The organism is Streptomyces anulatus, assembly GCF_014650675.1.
Lineage (GTDB): Bacteria > Actinomycetota > Actinomycetes > Streptomycetales > Streptomycetaceae > Streptomyces > Streptomyces anulatus.
This window is the reverse complement of record NZ_BMVK01000008.1, coordinates 20525-35115: the sequence shown is the minus strand read 5'-3', so window position 1 is coordinate 35115 and position 14591 is coordinate 20525. Positions and strand designations below refer to the sequence as shown.

The 14591-nt window shown below is 73.5% G+C and carries 15 protein-coding genes; 7 read left to right on the top strand and 8 right to left on the bottom strand.

Annotated elements, in window-relative coordinates; translation table 11 throughout:
* Positions 1 to 156 precede the first annotated feature (156 nt).
* Together IE272_RS20850 and IE272_RS20845 are read left to right on the top strand one after the other, a co-directional pair.
* Positions 157 to 2766 (top strand): ATP-binding protein, encoded by a 2610-nt coding sequence (locus IE272_RS20850; protein ID WP_190007482.1) that lies wholly within the window; start codon positions 157 to 159, stop codon positions 2764 to 2766.
* Between the two features lie 77 nt (positions 2767 to 2843).
* Positions 2844 to 3122, top strand: coding sequence for a hypothetical protein (locus IE272_RS20845; RefSeq protein WP_057665206.1), 279 nt, complete (start codon positions 2844 to 2846; stop codon positions 3120 to 3122).
* A gap of 31 nt (positions 3123 to 3153) precedes the next feature.
* On the opposite strand, the gene IE272_RS20840 is transcribed toward IE272_RS20845, so the two are convergent.
* A complete protein-coding gene (locus tag IE272_RS20840) occupies positions 3154 to 4359 on the bottom strand; it encodes a serine/threonine-protein kinase (RefSeq protein ID WP_056701266.1) in 1206 nt (401 codons plus the stop codon).
* 297 nt (positions 4360 to 4656) lie between these two features.
* Here IE272_RS20840 and IE272_RS20835 point away from each other — a divergent pair, with 297 nt between their 5' ends.
* Positions 4657 to 6801 carry a SpoIIE family protein phosphatase gene (locus tag IE272_RS20835; protein WP_073957951.1) on the top strand — a complete coding sequence of 715 codons (2145 nt, stop codon included), beginning with the start codon at positions 4657 to 4659 and terminating at the stop codon, positions 6799 to 6801.
* An 88-nt stretch (positions 6802 to 6889) separates the two neighbouring features.
* Complete coding sequence (locus IE272_RS20830) at positions 6890 to 7639, top strand: DUF1838 family protein (protein WP_190007480.1); 750 nt, start codon at positions 6890 to 6892, stop codon at positions 7637 to 7639.
* Between the two features lie 47 nt (positions 7640 to 7686).
* On the opposite strand, the gene IE272_RS20825 is transcribed toward IE272_RS20830, so the two are convergent.
* The 7 genes from IE272_RS20825 to IE272_RS20795 form a co-directional block, all read right to left on the bottom strand.
* Complete coding sequence (locus IE272_RS20825; RefSeq protein WP_050361015.1) at positions 7687 to 8472, bottom strand: calcium-binding protein; 786 nt, start codon at positions 8470 to 8472, stop codon at positions 7687 to 7689.
* 225 nt (positions 8473 to 8697) lie between these two features.
* The gene (locus IE272_RS20820; protein WP_050361014.1) at positions 8698 to 9213 is read right to left on the bottom strand and encodes a lytic polysaccharide monooxygenase auxiliary activity family 9 protein; all 516 of its coding nucleotides are present in this window, start codon (positions 9211 to 9213) and stop codon (positions 8698 to 8700) included.
* Positions 9214 to 9347: 134 nt separating this feature from the next.
* The gene (locus tag IE272_RS20815; RefSeq protein ID WP_190007477.1) at positions 9348 to 10229 is read right to left on the bottom strand and encodes an HAD family hydrolase; all 882 of its coding nucleotides are present in this window, start codon (positions 10227 to 10229) and stop codon (positions 9348 to 9350) included.
* A gap of 112 nt (positions 10230 to 10341) precedes the next feature.
* The gene (locus tag IE272_RS20810) at positions 10342 to 11349 is read right to left on the bottom strand and encodes a 1-aminocyclopropane-1-carboxylate deaminase (RefSeq protein ID WP_050361012.1); all 1008 of its coding nucleotides are present in this window, start codon (positions 11347 to 11349) and stop codon (positions 10342 to 10344) included.
* Positions 11350 to 11425: 76 nt separating this feature from the next.
* Positions 11426 to 12085, bottom strand: coding sequence for a GntR family transcriptional regulator (locus IE272_RS20805; RefSeq protein ID WP_050361011.1), 660 nt, complete (start codon positions 12083 to 12085; stop codon positions 11426 to 11428).
* A gap of 139 nt (positions 12086 to 12224) precedes the next feature.
* The gene (locus tag IE272_RS20800) at positions 12225 to 12434 is read right to left on the bottom strand and encodes a DUF397 domain-containing protein (RefSeq protein WP_050361010.1); all 210 of its coding nucleotides are present in this window, start codon (positions 12432 to 12434) and stop codon (positions 12225 to 12227) included.
* Positions 12431 to 13261 carry a helix-turn-helix domain-containing protein gene (locus IE272_RS20795; protein ID WP_190007475.1) on the bottom strand — a complete coding sequence of 277 codons (831 nt, stop codon included), beginning with the start codon at positions 13259 to 13261 and terminating at the stop codon, positions 12431 to 12433. Before IE272_RS20795 ends, IE272_RS20800 begins: the two co-directional genes overlap by 4 nt.
* 104 nt (positions 13262 to 13365) lie before the next feature.
* On the opposite strand from IE272_RS20795, the gene IE272_RS20790 reads away from it, so the two are divergent.
* The 3 genes from IE272_RS20790 to IE272_RS20780 are packed head-to-tail and all read left to right on the top strand — an operon-like array spanning position 13366 to position 14482.
* Positions 13366 to 13626, top strand: coding sequence for a hypothetical protein (locus IE272_RS20790; protein WP_050361009.1), 261 nt, complete (start codon positions 13366 to 13368; stop codon positions 13624 to 13626).
* On the top strand, positions 13623 to 14033 hold the full coding sequence (locus IE272_RS20785) for a hypothetical protein (protein WP_190007473.1): 411 nt from the start codon (positions 13623 to 13625) through the stop codon (positions 14031 to 14033). Before IE272_RS20790 ends, IE272_RS20785 begins: the two co-directional genes overlap by 4 nt.
* 5 nt (positions 14034 to 14038) lie before the next feature.
* The gene (locus tag IE272_RS20780) at positions 14039 to 14482 is read left to right on the top strand and encodes a hypothetical protein (protein ID WP_190007471.1); all 444 of its coding nucleotides are present in this window, start codon (positions 14039 to 14041) and stop codon (positions 14480 to 14482) included.
* Positions 14483 to 14591: the final 109 nt, after the last annotated feature.

Here is a 14591-nt window from a genome sequence, read left to right as displayed (position 1 = left end):
GCTAACCTCGCCACCTGGAGTCAGGGGAAGTTGCGCGATCCCAAGCTCAACTGCGGCGCAGACTCCGGCATTTCGGAGTAGCTGCGGCCATGGTGACGACTCTCCGGGCACCGGTTCGGCGCAGTCGCACTCCATGAGCGGGAAGAGTGGTGGGCCATGGCAGAGACGGACGGCTTCGTGCGGGAACCGCACGGCCCCGACCCCGATGAGGACGGCGCGCCGATGGGCGGCGACCACCGCATCGACATAGCCGGGGACGCGTCGGGAACGGTGATCGCGGGCAACCACAACGTGGTGATCGACGCCCACGGTTCGACCGTGAACCTGCTCCCGCCCCAGGAACGCCCCAGGCCGGTGCGCCGGGAAAGGGTCGCGCTCGTCCCTCGCAGACAGCGCGAACCGGTGGGCCGCGAGGCGGACCTCGAAGAGCTGGAGAACGCCCTGCGCGGCCACGGAGTGGTGCAGCTGTGGGGGCCGCCCGGCGTGGGCAAGAGCACCCTGCTGCGGCACGCGGCCCGCTCCCTCGAACCGGGCCCCGACGGGGTGCTGTTCCTCAACGGGGCGCATCGTGAACCCGAGGACCTCGCCCAGGAGATCTTCGAGGCCTGTTACGAGGCCCCGGGCTACGCGCCGACCGGACCGGAACTGCGCCGGCTTATGACCGGGATCGAGGTCACGGTGTACGTCGACGACGCGGAGCTGACGCCCGAGCGGCTGCGGCTGCTCGCGGACGCCGCGCCCGACGCGACGTTCGTCTTCGCGAGCCGGGAACGCTCCCTGCTCGGGGAGAGCGCGGACCTGGAGCTTCGGGGGCTGGGCCGCGCGGCCGGACTCGGGCTGCTGGAGCGGGAGTTGCGGCACGGCATGCCCGAGGCCCAGTACGCCGTGGCCGTGGAGCTGTGCGAGGTGGCGCTGGGCCGCCCCCTGTTGCTGCTGCGCGCCGCCGGACTGGCCCGGCTGGACACGTCGGGAGAGATCAGGCTGCCCCGGGCGGCCGAGATCGACGGGCTGCTGCCCCTGCTGTTCGACCGCCTCGACACGGCGTCCTTGAAGACCCTTCACCTGCTCGCGACCCTGCGTGACGCTGAGGTGGATCCGGAGCACGTCGGAGTCCTGTGCGACGTGCCCGATCCGGCGGCGGTGTGCGGCCGGCTGGCCGGCCTCGGCCTGGTGACGGTCACCGAACGCGGGTACCGGAGCGTCGCCGACGTGCTGCCGGAGGTACGGCGCCGGTTCGCGGAGCCCGTTGCCGTCGACCGGCTGTGCGACCACTTCGCCCGCTGGGCCACGCTCGCGACGACCACGCCGGCCCAGGTCGCCGACCACGGGCGCGCGTTGGAAGTGGTGGCCGAGATGGCGGAGCGGCGCGGCAGGCCCGACCTCGCCGTCCGCGTCGCGCGGGCCGTCTCGCCCTTCCTCGCGGAGTCCCTGCGGTTCGGCGTGTGGGGGCGGCTGCTCGACCAGGGCCAGAACGCCGCGCGGCAGGCCGGCGACACGACGGCCCACGCCTACTTCACCCACGAGAAGGCCATCAGGTGCCTGATGATCGGCCGGCGTGTGGTGGCCGCGGTGCTCCTGGCCGAGGCGGTGGTGCTGTGGCGACAACTGGGCGACAACGAGGGCGTCGACGCCGCGCTCAACGCCCAGCAGTACACCCCGCCCACGCCGGAGACCCCGCCGCTGGGCGAGAGCCCGGACCCCGGCGCGGACCCCGGCGGGGACCTTGGCGGGGACCCGGGCCCGATGACGGGCCCCGGCACCGGTGCGGACCCGGGCGGGGCCCCGGGCCCGGACCCCGGCGCGGACCCCGGCTGGGACCCGGGCTCGATGACGGGCCCCGGGCCGGGTACGACGACGCCGGACCCGGTGACGACGGGTCCCGGCACCGGTGCGGATCCCGGGTACGACCCGGGTACGGGGTTCAGGCACGATCCGGATGCGGGGTTCGGGCACGACCCGGGTGGGGCCGCCGGATACGACCCGGCCAATGCACCGGGGTCCGACCACGGCTGGGGGTGGGCCGACCAAGGCGCATCCGCAGCCGACCCCGCAACGGCGACGGCCCCGAACGCGGCCACGCATCCCGGGGCGGACTTCGGAGCGGGGCAGGGAGCGGACCCCTGGAGCGCGGCGGATCCCACGTCGCACGTCGCCGCCCACTCCTCCGGCACGGCGGGCACGGCGGGTACGGCGGGTACGGCGGGAACGGGAGGAGCGGCGGGAACCGCGGGCGCTGCGGGAACGGGGGGAGCGGTCGCGGGCGGGGCGGTGGCGGCCACCACGACCGCCGCACTCTGGGCGAGCGTGGTCGCGGTCGTTCTCGGCGCCGTCGCCGCCCTCGTCATCGGGGTGGTCGTCTATCAGCAACTGTCGTCGGGCGATCCGACGCACACCTCATCCACCTCCACGTCGGACCTGTCCTCGTCCTCGCCCTCGGCGGCCTCCGACGAACTCGCGGGGGTCTGGCGAGACGGGCGGGGGAACGTTTTCCTGATCGTCAGGTCGGGTGACGGGGCGTACGAGTTCAAGAGTCAGGGGACCTGTGGTGCCACCAGCACCGTGAAGGTCACGGGCGGATCCGGCCAGTACAGCGGCACGATGCCGGTGTGGGACGAGTCGACCTGTGGAAAGACCTTCGGGGACGCACGGTTGTCGATCGACGTCTCCTCCGACGGCTCCAGCGCCTCCGTCGAGGTGACGGCGCCCTCCAACGGAAGCTGGGAGTGCCGGAACTGCGGATCCCAGACGTGGGCTCGCCAGGCCTGACGTACGACGACGGCTGCCCGCCGCACGGGCCGATCGAAGGAAGCAGGCCGCACCGGCCGAACCGAAGGGAGAACTCCATGCCGCCCTCCACCGGCGACCAGTACTCGATCAGCATCGGTGGTGACGTCTCGGGCACGGTCGTGGCGGGCCACGGCAATCAGGTCGAGGTCCATGCACCCGCCGAAGCCGGGCCCGAAGCCGCTGCCGAAGCCGCTGCTGACGCGGGCGCCGACGCCGGAGCGACCCAGAGGACCACGGTCCGGGACCACGGCACGTCCTACACCGTCATGAGGGGGGAGTTGAACATCCACCACGCAGCCCCCGGCCGGTCACCGGAACCGGAGGAGGAGAACTGACCGAGGAGGACCGGCCGAGGAGGACCGGTCCCTACGCGAAGCACTCCAGGATCAGCGGCAGGTCCTCCAGCCACTCCTGGAGGCGGCCCCGCCTCCGGGCGGCGAGGAGGCACGGGTGGGCCGTACCGCGGTGCGGGTGCACGACGACCCTGAGGTGCTTGGGGCCCTCGGCCGCATAAGTCACGGTGCTGATCTCGGCCCAGGAGTAGTGTGCCTCCGCGCCCTCCGGGCCCAGCGTGACGCCCCCGGCGTCGATCAGGAGGGAACCTCCCGGGCCGACCGCCATGAACGTGAGGTCGCCGTCGTCCGGTGCGCCGCCCGCGAGGACGGTGGGGGCTCCATGCGGCAGGAAGGCGTTGGACGGGGCGTACGACGGCGGCGGCGGAAGCACCGGCGCGGTGGGGGCATACGCCGCGGCCGGGGAGTGTTGCACGGCGTCCGGTACGAACAGGTCCAGCAGGCCCGTCGGCGTGGGCCGCTCCGCCGGGTTCTTGGCCAGGCACGCCGCGAGGACCGGCCGCAGCCCCTCCGGCACCGCGGCCAGGTCCGGTGCCTCGTGCACCGACCGGTACATCATGCCCATCGGCGTCCCCGCCCCGAACGCGCTGCCGCCCGCCGCCGCGACGAGCACCGCGCCCAGCGCGAACACGTCGGCGGCGCCGTCGACCTCCTGCCCCTGGGCCTGCTCCGGCGCCAGGAACCCCGGGGTGCCGAAGGCCGTGCCGGTGGCCGTAAGACGGGTCGATTCCAGTGCCCGCGCGATGCCGAAGTCCAGGACCCGCGGGCCGTCCGGAGCCATGATGATGTTGCCGGGCTTCAGGTCGCGGTGCACCAGGCCGCAGCCGTGGATTGCCGCCAGCGCCTCGGCGAGCGCCGCGCCCAGCCGCCGCAGCCGGTCCTCGTCCATCGGCCCCTCGGCCTCCAGGAGCGCGGACAGGGTGGGCCCGGGAATGTACGCCGTGGCCAGCCAGGGCGCTGCCGCCGCCGGGTCCGCGTCCACCACGGGGGCCGTGTGGAAGCCGCCCACGCTGCGGGCGGCGGCGACCTCGGCGCGGAACCGCTCCCGGAAGTGCGGGTCGCCCGCGAGCTCCGGGCGGGCCACCTTCACGGCCACCGCCCGCCCTCCGCGGGAACGCGCCAGATAGACGGTGCCCATCCCGCCGGCGCCCAGCTCCCGCTCCACGGCGTACCCGCCGATCCGCTCCGGCAGCCTGCCGCCGTCCGCCCCGTGCTTCATGCGCTGAACGCCCCCCTGTGGTCCGGCGGTCAGTATGCCGCAGGGGCCCGCCGGACCGGCCGCCGTGCCGAGCTCGCCGTCGCTGCCTTCGCCGTGCCGGGCTCGCCGTTGCTGCCTCCGCCGTTCCCGCTTCCGCCCTCGCCTCGCTTCTGCCGCCCCCGCCTCTGCCGCCCCTGTCTTCCGCCGTTCACGCCTCTGCCGTCCACCGGTGGCCGGGCCCGGTGCGGCGGGTGATGCTGGTCCGGCGCGTGCCGGCTCCGGTGCACCGGTGCGCCGGAGCGGAGGGTGGGTGGAGCCGTGTCGGACGCCGAGACCACGGCAGGGCCCGGAGCACCCCGGGGCGGGCCGGACCAGCTGGACGAGGCCCTGCTGGCGACCCTGTTCACCCAGTCCGCCGTCGGCCTGGGCGTGCTCGACCCGCAGCTCCGGCTCGTACGGGCCAACTCGCTCGTCGAGGGCGAGGATGTCGGGGAGTACATCGGCCACCGGTTCACCGAGGCCTTCCGGCTCGACGACCCGGACGGCACCGAGCAGCTCATGAAGCGGGTGCTCGCCGGTGAGGGCCCGGCGCGCGACCACCTCGTGCGCGGCCGGCTGCGCCGCATCCCCGGCGACCGGGAGTTCCTGGTCTCCGTCTACCGCCTCGACGGCCCCGGCGGCCCCGGAGCACCCGCCCTCGGCCTGCTGGTCGCGGTCGTCGACGTCACCGAGCGGCAACGGGCCCGCGCCCGGAACGCCGCGCTCGGCGCCGTGCGGGACGCGGTCGGCGGCTCCCTCGACGTCGCCGCCACCTGCCGCTCCTTCGCCGACGCCCTGGTGCCCGGATTCGCCGACCTCGCCGTCGTCGAGGTGGTGGACGACGTCCTGCGCGGAGCCGACCCGCCGGTGGGCCCGCTGCCGCCGGGCACGCCGCTGCGCCGCGCCGCGAGCGGCCGGTGCGACGCCTTCCGGGACACGGCGGAGGGCGCGGGGGAGGGCGGTGCCCGGGAGCGCTCGGGGGTCACCCGCCGACTCGCCGCCCGTACGCCGTACGCGCTCGCCACCACCGATCTGCGGGCCCGGCTCGTCCCGCTCGGGCCCGACAACCCGTGGCCGGCCACCGACCCCGACGGGGCGCGCGCCGTCGCGGAGACCGGGGCGCACTCCCTGATCGTCGTGCCCCTCACCCTGCGGGGCGCGGTCCTCGGGCTGGTCAGCCTCTACCGTTGCGGGGCGGCCGAGCCCTTCGACGAGGACGACGTCTCGCTGGCCGTCTCGGCGGCCACCCGGGCGGCCCTCGGCATCGACAACGCCCGCCGCTACGAGCGCGAGCACATCATCGCCTCGACGGTCCAGCGGCGGCTGCTGCCGCAGGCCGAACGGCAGCAGGCCGCCGTCGACACCGCGCACGTGCTGCTGCCCGGCCGGGACAGCGGCTGCTGGTTCGACACCATCGCCCTGTCCGGCGCCCGCACCGCGCTCGTCGTGGGCGGCGTAGCGGGCGAGGGGCTCCAGTCGGCCATCGCCATGGGCCAGTTGCGTACGGTCATCCAGGCGCTGGCGGGCCTCGACCTGGAGCCGGAGGAGGTCCTGGCCCGGCTCAAGGACACCGCCGACCGCCTCGCCGACGAACGCGCCGCGCTGCCCCCGGCCGACGCGCTCCAGAGCGAACCCATGAGCGCGGGCTGCGTGTACGGGGTCTACGACCCGTTCACCCGCACCTGCACCGTCGCGCGCGCCGGGCACCCCGCGCCGCTGATCGTCGGCCCCGACGGGCGGGCGGTCGCCCTCGACGTACCGGAGGGGCCCGGACTCTTCTCCACCGACAGCGCACTCTTCGCCCCCGCCACCGTCACGCTGGAGGTGGGCAGCCTCCTCGCGTTCTGCACCGCCGAACTGCTCTCCGGCGACCGTGCCGCCGAACGCATCACGGAGACCCTCGCCCGGCCGGGCCGAAGCCTTCAGCAACTGGGCGACGACATCGTGTACGCGTTGCCGGACGACACCCGCTCCGCCGGTGCGGCCCTGCTCCTGGCCCGTACGGGTACGGTCTCCGACCATCTGGTCGCCACCTGGGACCTGGCCCAGGACCCCACGACGCCCGCCACCGCCCGGGTGCTCGTACGCGACCGGCTCCAGGGCTGGGGTCTGGGCGAGGACACCGTCGAGGCGACGGAGCTGATCGTCAGCGAGCTGGTCACCAACGCCGTCCGCTACGGCACCCCGCCGCTGCGGCTGCGCCTCCTGCTGGACTCCACGCTCACCTGCGAGGTCCACGACGGCTCCCCGGCCTCCCCGCACCTGCGGCACGCCCGGACCGTCGACGAGGGCGGCCGGGGGCTGTTCATCGTCTCCCGGCTCGCCTCCCACTGGGGAGCCCGCCACGGGCCCGACGGGAAGGTGCTGTGGACCGAGCAGGATCTGCCGGAGGACGAGCGGAACGGGGCGGGCGGCGAGCGGTAGCGGCGATTCCGGGCCGTTCCCGCCCCCGCCGGGATGATTCCCGCCCGGACGGGCACGGAGGCCGGGCCGATCGCGCAGAGTGGTCCGTATGACGACACCCGCGGAGCTGCTTCGCTCCTTCGCCCGTACCCGTGCCTCCCTCGACGGCGAGGAGGTCACGTACTGGTGGTCCGGCGACGTGTACTCCTGGGCCCCCGATGAGCCCTACCGGCGGATCTTCGGTTTCGAGGGACTCAACGTCTCCCGCCTGGTCCCGGACGCGGAGGCCGGGCCGGACGCGTACCGACTGCTCACCCGCGAGGCCGCGTTCTATCTGGATCCCGACAGCCGCGAGATCCTGGAGACCTGGCAGGACCTGCCGGTGGTGCACGTCTGGAACGACCCGGCGAACCAGAAGTGGCGTCCCTTCCCGATCCCGACGACCGACCTCGGGGACCAGGTCTGCTTCAGCCTGGAGATCCCGCTCGCCTACCCGTCGCCGCTGCCGGTGGCCCAGTACCCGGTGCACTCGGCGGGGGACACGTACAAGGCCCTGGAGCTCTTCCAGTTCTTCGCCGACCGCGCCGATCTGGCGGGCCCGGCGCCCAGCGTCCCGGCCACCATGTCGTGGAGCCGGATGTCCCCGTGGCTCCCGTGGATGGCCCGGGGGCAGCGGCCCGGCGGCCTCACCTTCCACTGCCGGGGCCGCAAGCTCGGCACGTACGCCGAGGTCCCCGAGCGCACCCGCGCCTACATCGCCGCCCACCACCCGGAGTTCGCCCACGCCCCGGAGAAGTGGAGCGAGCCCAACGAGACCAGCTGGACCTACTTCCGCAAGCTCAACCCGCCCCAGGGCTGAGGGCCCCCGGGGCTCCGAGCCCGGAGCCCCGGCCCCCGGCGTCGCGCCTACCGGAGAACGATGTTCCGGCCCGCACCGCCGTCGACGGTGTCCTTCCCGGGGCCGCCGACGACCAGGTCGTCGCCGCCCTCGCCGTGCACCATGTCGTCGCCGGAGCCGCCGAACAGGATGTCGTCGCCGTCCCCGCCCATGATGTGGTCGTCGCCGGGGCCCGCGTACACGACGTCATCGCCCTCGTACGCCTCGATCATGTCGTCGCCCCGGCCGCCCCACAGCAGCTGGTCGCCGTCGACGGCCATCAGGTGGTCCATGCCGTCGCCACCGTCCAGGACCACGCGCCCCATGACCATGTCGTTCCCCGCGTCGCCCCGCACCGTGTGCGCGGTGTGGGCGTGCAGCATGTCGTCGCCGGGGCCGCCGCTGACGGTGGCGACCCCGGGGTCGCTGGTGGCGATCTCGTCGTCGCCGTCGCCGAGGAAGACGTCGATCCGGTCCGGCCGGGAGCTGTCGGTGGGCAGTTCGCAGACGACGTAGGTCTCGTCCCCGGGGGTGAGGTACGTGCAGTGGTCGCCGGGCTGGAGGGGGACCGAGTCCCGGAAGCCGATCCGCCGGACTCCGTCGCCCCGGTCCATGGGCACCACGTGCAGGTCGTTCACCTGTCCCGCGCCGGCGGTGAAGGTGATCGACTGCTTCGCCCAGTCGGCGCCGACGCGGGCCTTCGCCCCGGTGCTGGTGCCGGTTCCGGTGGGGGCGGCGAGTGCCGGGGAAGCGGCGAGACCGGTGGCGAGCAGGGCCACGACGGCCGCGCGGGCGGTGAGTCGGTGTCGGTTCATGGGACCTCATCTCGATGGGTCGGCCGGTGGGCCGGCCGGTCGGCGGGGGGCCTGCCCGGGGTACCGGCGACCGCGGTCGCGAGGGCGGCGTCCTCGCGACCGCGACCGGCGCGCTCCGGTACCCCGGACAGGCTCTGTTCGTCCCGGCGGGGCCGGGCGGGTGCGGTGCCGCGTCAGCTCACGTTCACGCGGTTCCGCGTCAGCTCATGTGCAACGCGGTCCGCGTCAGCTCACGTTCACGTCCACGCAGGCGTAGAACGCGTTGGCGGTGTCGGCGATGTTCCACACGGCCAGCACCTTCTGCTTGCCGGACAGGCTGCCGAAGCTGACCTGGTGGGTGACGGTCTCGCCGGGCCGGGCGCCACCGTCGTTGAACTCGGCGATCTTCCGGCCGCCCGCGTAGTACTGCCAGGTGCTGGTGGCGTGCCGTGCCGTCAGCCGCCAGTTGAAGCTGGTCGTCCGGCCGACCGGGGTGACCTTCCAGCCCTTGCTGTCGTTGTTGAGCTCGGCGAAGCCGGCGTTCCCGCCGCTGCAACTGCTGAGCCCCTTGGGGCCCTCGACGCTCTGCGGCTCGTACTTGATGGCGCCGCAGGAGACCGTTCCGGCGGCGCACTGGGCCTGTCGGCTGGGGGGTGATGAGATGTAGCCGTGCGCGCTCGCGCTGCCGGCCGGCAGGCTGACGGCCAGGAGCGGGGCGATTCCCGCGCCGATGGCGACGGCTAAGAGCCTCTTGCTTTTCATGACAACTCCTCTGTGGGGGTCCGTGCCCGCCCGCGCGAAGACGGGGCAGGCATGCGCATGTCAAGCAGCCACGCCGTGGCGGTGGGGCTGTCACGGGTAGCGACGGAAGCGTACCGCGCTTGGTCTAGACCAAGCTAGGGTCCCGGCGTGACCTCCGCGCCCGGCTGCCGGGCGTCGGCCGGGCCGAACAGGCGCTCCAGGACCACCGCGACCCCGTCCTCCGCGTTCGACAGGGCCACCTCGTCGGCCGCCGCGCGCAGCTCCGGATGTGCGTTGCCCATGGCCACCCGGTGGCCCGAACCGGCGAACATCGGCAGGTCGTTGGGCATGTCCCCGAACGCGACGATCCGCTCCGCCCCGATCCCCAGCAGCTCGGCGGCCACCGCGAGACCCGTACCCTTGTCCACCCCGCGCGGGGCCAGCTCCACCGTGCCCGGCCCCGCCATGGTCACCGTCGCCAGATCGCCCACGGCCCCGCGCGCGGCGGCGGCCAGCGCGTCGTCGCCCAGATCGGGGTGGCGCACCAGCACCTTGATCACGGGCCGCTCCCACAACGCGGCACGCGTGTCGACGCGTTGGGCGGGAAGCGTCGGGTTCGGCATCCGGTACCCGGCCTCGATCAGGGTCGCCCCGTCCACGCCGTCCTGGTCCACGGCGGCGAACACGGCCCCGACCTCCGCCTCGATCTTCCCGAGCGCGGTGTCGGCCGCCTCGCGGTCCAGGGCGACGGACCGCAACAGCCGCCCGCCGCCCGCCCCGGCCTCGTACAGCTGGGTGCCCTGCCCGCAGACGACGAGCCCGGTGTACGCCAGGTCGGCGAGCAGTGCCCGTATCCCGGGCACGGGCCGCCCGGTGACGACCAGGTGCCGGGCGCCGGCAGAGGCGGCGAGGGCGAGCGCGGCGCGGGACCGGGCGCTCACGGTGTCGTCCGGACGCAGCAGGGTGCCGTCCAGGTCCGTGGCGACGAGCGCGTATGCGGGGGTGATGCCGGAGGCGTATGCGGGGGGCGTGGGCATGGCCCCAGCCTAGAAGGGCCCGAACGGCCGCTTGCGCGCCAGGGGCGGATCGGCTAAGCGCCCCGGGCCGGAGCCCCGCCGGGTCCCGGGCCGGCGGGGAGCCGCGGGGGCGTCAGTGGAAGATGCCGCTGTAGGCGTTGAGCGCGGGCTGGCCGCCGAGGTGCGCGTACAGGACGTTGGACCCCTCGGGGATCTCGCCGCCGCGCACCAGATCGATCAGCCCGGCCATGGACTTGCCCTCGTAGACCGGGTCGATGATCATGCCTTCGAGCCGGCCGGTGAGCTTGATGGCGTCCACCGTGGACGCCACGGGTACGCCGTAGAGGTCTCCGGCCCAGCCTTCCAGGACGGTGATCTCGTCGTCCTTCAACTCTCGGCCGAGCCCGATGAGTTCGGCGGTGTTACGGGCGATCCTCGCCACCTGGGCGCGGGTCTCGGTGAGCTTCGCCGACGCGTCGATGCCCAGGATCCGCCGCGGCCGGTCCTGGCCCGCGAACCCGGCGATCATGCCGGCCTGGGTGCTGCCGGTGACGCTGCACACCACGACGGTGTCGAAGAAGACCCCCAACTCCTTTTCCTGCCGCTGCACTTCGCGCGCCCAGTTCGCGAAGCCGAGGCCGCCGAGCGGATGGTCCGAGCCGCCCGCCGGAATCGCGTACGGGGTGCCGCCCGCAGCCCGTACGTCGTCCAGCGCCTGGCGCCAGCTGTCCTTGACGCCGATGCCGAACCCCGCCTGCACCAGCCGCACGTCGGCGCCCATGATGCGGGACAGCAGGATGTTGCCGACCTTGTCGTTGACCGCGTCGGGCCAGTCCACCCAGCTCTCCTGGATCAGGACCGCCTTCAGACCGGCGCGGGCGGCGACGGCCGCCACCTGCCGCGTGTGGTTGGACTGCACGCCGCCGATGCTGACGAGGGTGTCCGCGCCCTGCCGGAGGGCGTCGGGGAGCAGGTACTCCAGCTTGCGGGTCTTGTTGCCGCCGTAGGCGAGACCGGCGTTGCAGTCCTCGCGCTTGGCCCAGATGCGCGCACCGCCGAGGTGGTCGCTGAGCCGGTCCAGCGGGTGCACCGGGCTGGGGCCGAACAGCAGGGGATAACGCTCGAAGTCGTCCAGGGACATCGCGGGCTCCTCGTGGGCGTGGGTGTGGATGGGTCCGGCGTGGCGGCCCTGCGGCGGGTCGCGCGGCGGAGGGCGGTCAGGGGGAGGCGTCGAGCAACGGCAGCAGCGTCTGCCAGTTCGCCCGGGTGGCGGCCACCGCTCCCTCGACGTCCCCGGCCGCGCACAGCGCGATGATCCGGTCGTGCTGCGCGACCGACCCGCGCCCGCTCAGCGAGGAGAAGCGCAGCCGCTCCAGGCGTCGCAGCACGGGCGTGAACTGGTCGAGGACGGTGGCGACGGCCGCGTTGGCGCAGGCGGTCACGGCGACACGGTGGAAGGCGTCGTCCGCCTCCAGCGCCGCCTCGGCGTCGTTGCGCCGCAAGGCCTCGGCGAAACGGGCGTTCGCCTCGCGCATGGCATCGAGCTCGACCGCGCCCAGCTGCGGAACCGCTTCCCGTACGGCGAGTTCGTGCATGGCGGAGGTGACCGACTGCGCGGCCCGCACGGCACGGACGTCGAGCGGGCTCACGATGGTGTACCGGCCCGGCTTCGTCTGCACCAGCCCCGCCTGCTCCAGCCGCGCCAGCGCCTCGCGCACCGGCGTACGGCTGACCCCGAGCCAGGCGACCAGGTCGACGTCGTTGAGGCGTTCACCGGGCGCGAGCGTGCCGTCGACGATGGCGTCACGGATGGCCCGGTAGGCGCTCTCGCGCAGGAGCGACCGGGAGACGAGACCTCGGTTCTGCGGAACTGGCATGCAATATATTGCATGCTGCGAGGGGTGGGGCTGTCAAGGGCGAGGTGGACAGCACCGGTTGGCCCGCCGACGTCGGACTGAACGACGCGAGGCCCCACCGCGTGTGTGCGGTGGGGCCTCGCGGTACGGCTCCGAGTGCTCAGGCGGTGCCGAAGTCCCCGGCCCGGACACCGGCCACGAAGGCGGTGAACGCGGCGGCGGGGACGGCCAGGGCGGGGCCGCTGACGTTCTTGGAGTCGCGGACGGGGACGATGCCGTGCGGGGCGGCGAGGTTGGTGGCGACCTCGACGCACGCGCCGCCGTTGCCGCTGTACGAGGACGTGAACCAACGGGGGGTTTCGGTCGTCACTGGATGCCCTTTCGCAACCTTCTGATCATGGCTACTGAAGCTGCTTGCGACAGCGCCTCTGCCTGTAGTTGATGGTAGGCCGTCAACAAGGGGAGGACGAGTGTGTTGTTGCGCTCCAGGTACACGTGCTGGGCGGACTCGGCGCACGACATCAGTGAGCGGTCGGGCATGGTCAGGATGTAGAGCGGCAGGCTGAACGGTCGGCGCTCCCCCATCTGGAAGGGGGCGACCTGGAATACGGTGTTCGGCTGCTCGGCGAAGGCCAGCAGCCGGTCGAATTGAGCTGCCATGACCGCCGGACCGCCCATCGGCCGGAGAAGGCATCCCTCGTCCAGGACCGCGAACAACAAGGGGGTCGGGGAGCGCACGAGTGCGGCCTGCCGCTGCGCCACCAACGCCACCCGCTCGTCCGCCTGTTCCTGAGTGATCGCTTCCCTGCGTACGGCATCGGCTTCCAGTGTGGCCGCGTACTCCGGTGTCTGAAGCAGTCCCGGGATGACTCCGACTTCGTACAGCCGGATCTCCGCCGCGCGCTCCTCGTGCGTGACGTACTCCGGAAACCCCTCCAGCAGTGCCGTGTGCCGCACGGCCCGGCTCTGGCGCTGCAGCCGGTCACCCGTGCTCAGTGCCCTGTCAGCTCTTGCCGCGAAGGGGCCAGTTGGAGATCGTCGTCCAGTTTCCACGGCCGAGATATGCGCCCCGGAGCACCCCATGCGTGCGGCCAGTTCGTCCTGCGTCCAGCCGCGCTCGTCCCGCAAGCTGCGGAGGAGCGCTCCGAACGCGGCACTCGCCGACCGCTCGGGATCCAGTTCCTTGCGGTTCACCATGCGACACCTAACTTGCCTGCCAATTTGCGTAAGTTGAAGACATCACGACCGTAGGCCACGCTGAATCGCCCCGGTAGTCAAACGACTACAGAGAGGAGCGACAGGTGTACGGCGAGAACGTTTGCCCGAACGCGCAGCAGCCTCCCGGCCTCCCGGCCCCCGGCACGCTCATGGTGGACACCGGTCGCGGTGACCGTGTGGGCGAGTTCCGTGGGGTCGCCGGTCCCTACTGGTCGCTGCGGCCCGTGGGCGGCGGGGCCGAGTGGGAGGCCGATCCGCACCGGGTGCGGCCCGCGCTCCTCATGGAGCAGCTCCGGGCCAGGACCGCACGGCTCAACGCCCGCAGCCGGGGTGAGGTGCTGTGAACGCGGCCCCGGCGCATGTGCGTTGGTACGTCGCCGAGAGCCACGGCGGCGACGCGGCGCGGTCCGTCCGGCTCGGCGGGATCCTCGCGCCGACCCGACGGCTGGCCCTCCGCTGGCTGCGCCGGCAGGCCCAGCGCTTCGCGGACGCGCTCGACCCGGACCCGTACGACCCCTGGGTTCCGGCCCGTGCGCTGTACCCGGTCCCCGTGGGGGGCCGGCGCGACGCACCGGCCGAACTCCGGTCCTGGGCCAGCAGTTTCCGCGAGCACGACTACGCGCTGACGCGGCTCGCGGCGGGGCTGCCGTACGAGTTCGTCGCCCGGGACGCCGCGTCCTGGTACGGGCTCGTCATGCGCCCCCTGGCCGCCGCCGACCGTACTTCTCCCCCTTCTCACCGGCAAGGATGAGCGTCATGCTGCAGTGCACCGCCTTCAGCGAACTCCCCGAGATGGGCGCGCGGGTCGCGCTCATGGGTCTGGCGGACGGGCCCGGCCAGGCGTCGGAAGCGCCGGACCTGGACGAGTTCCTGCTCTGCGAACTCGGCGAGCACGACGACGGGACCGAGCACGCGGCCCAGCTCTGGTCGGCCTCGGCCCGGGCCGGGCGGGACCTGTGGATGTTCTGGAGCGAGGCCGACGGACGCCGGAAGTTCCGCTTCAAGGAACTGCTGCCGTGCCCGGCCGTCATCCACCGGCTGTCCGTCGAGGACGGCGACGCCTGCGTGCTGTACGACCGGCACCCGGCCGCGCACTCCTGGGACGTGACGGATCCGCTCGCCGATCTGATGGCGGAGCGGATCCGGGAAGAGGTGCGGCGCGACCGCGACGGGGGCGGCGAGCTGGGAGCCCAGGCCTAGGAGGCCTGGGCAGTGTCGGCACATGCCACGTCCGCATCGGAGGCGGCAACTACGAGCTGCCCTCGCACGCGGTACGTTCGGCAGCCGTCGGCATTGTCATAGCCGCCTG

Excerpts from the sequence above, each read along its gene's own strand:
- IE272_RS20845 (WP_057665206.1), top strand. The coding sequence starts at position 2,844 with ATGCCGCCCTCCACCGGCGACCAGTACTCGATCAGCATCGGTGGTGAC.
- IE272_RS20780 (WP_190007471.1), top strand. The coding sequence starts at position 14,039 with ATGCTGCAGTGCACCGCCTTCAGCGAACTCCCCGAGATGGGCGCGCGG.
- IE272_RS20840 (WP_056701266.1), bottom strand. The coding sequence starts at position 4,359 with ATGAAGCACGGGGCGGACGGCGGCAGGCTGCCGGAGCGGATCGGCGGG.
- IE272_RS20830 (WP_190007480.1), top strand. The coding sequence starts at position 6,890 with ATGACGACACCCGCGGAGCTGCTTCGCTCCTTCGCCCGTACCCGTGCC.
- IE272_RS20820 (WP_050361014.1), bottom strand. The coding sequence starts at position 9,213 with ATGAAAAGCAAGAGGCTCTTAGCCGTCGCCATCGGCGCGGGAATCGCC.
- IE272_RS20815 (WP_190007477.1), bottom strand. The coding sequence starts at position 10,229 with ATGCCCACGCCCCCCGCATACGCCTCCGGCATCACCCCCGCATACGCG.
- IE272_RS20825 (WP_050361015.1), bottom strand. The coding sequence starts at position 8,472 with ATGAACCGACACCGACTCACCGCCCGCGCGGCCGTCGTGGCCCTGCTC.
- IE272_RS20810 (WP_050361012.1), bottom strand. The coding sequence starts at position 11,349 with ATGTCCCTGGACGACTTCGAGCGTTATCCCCTGCTGTTCGGCCCCAGC.
- IE272_RS20850 (WP_190007482.1), top strand. The coding sequence starts at position 157 with ATGGCAGAGACGGACGGCTTCGTGCGGGAACCGCACGGCCCCGACCCC.
- IE272_RS20795 (WP_190007475.1), bottom strand. The coding sequence starts at position 13,261 with ATGGTGAACCGCAAGGAACTGGATCCCGAGCGGTCGGCGAGTGCCGCG.
- IE272_RS20805 (WP_050361011.1), bottom strand. The coding sequence starts at position 12,085 with ATGCCAGTTCCGCAGAACCGAGGTCTCGTCTCCCGGTCGCTCCTGCGC.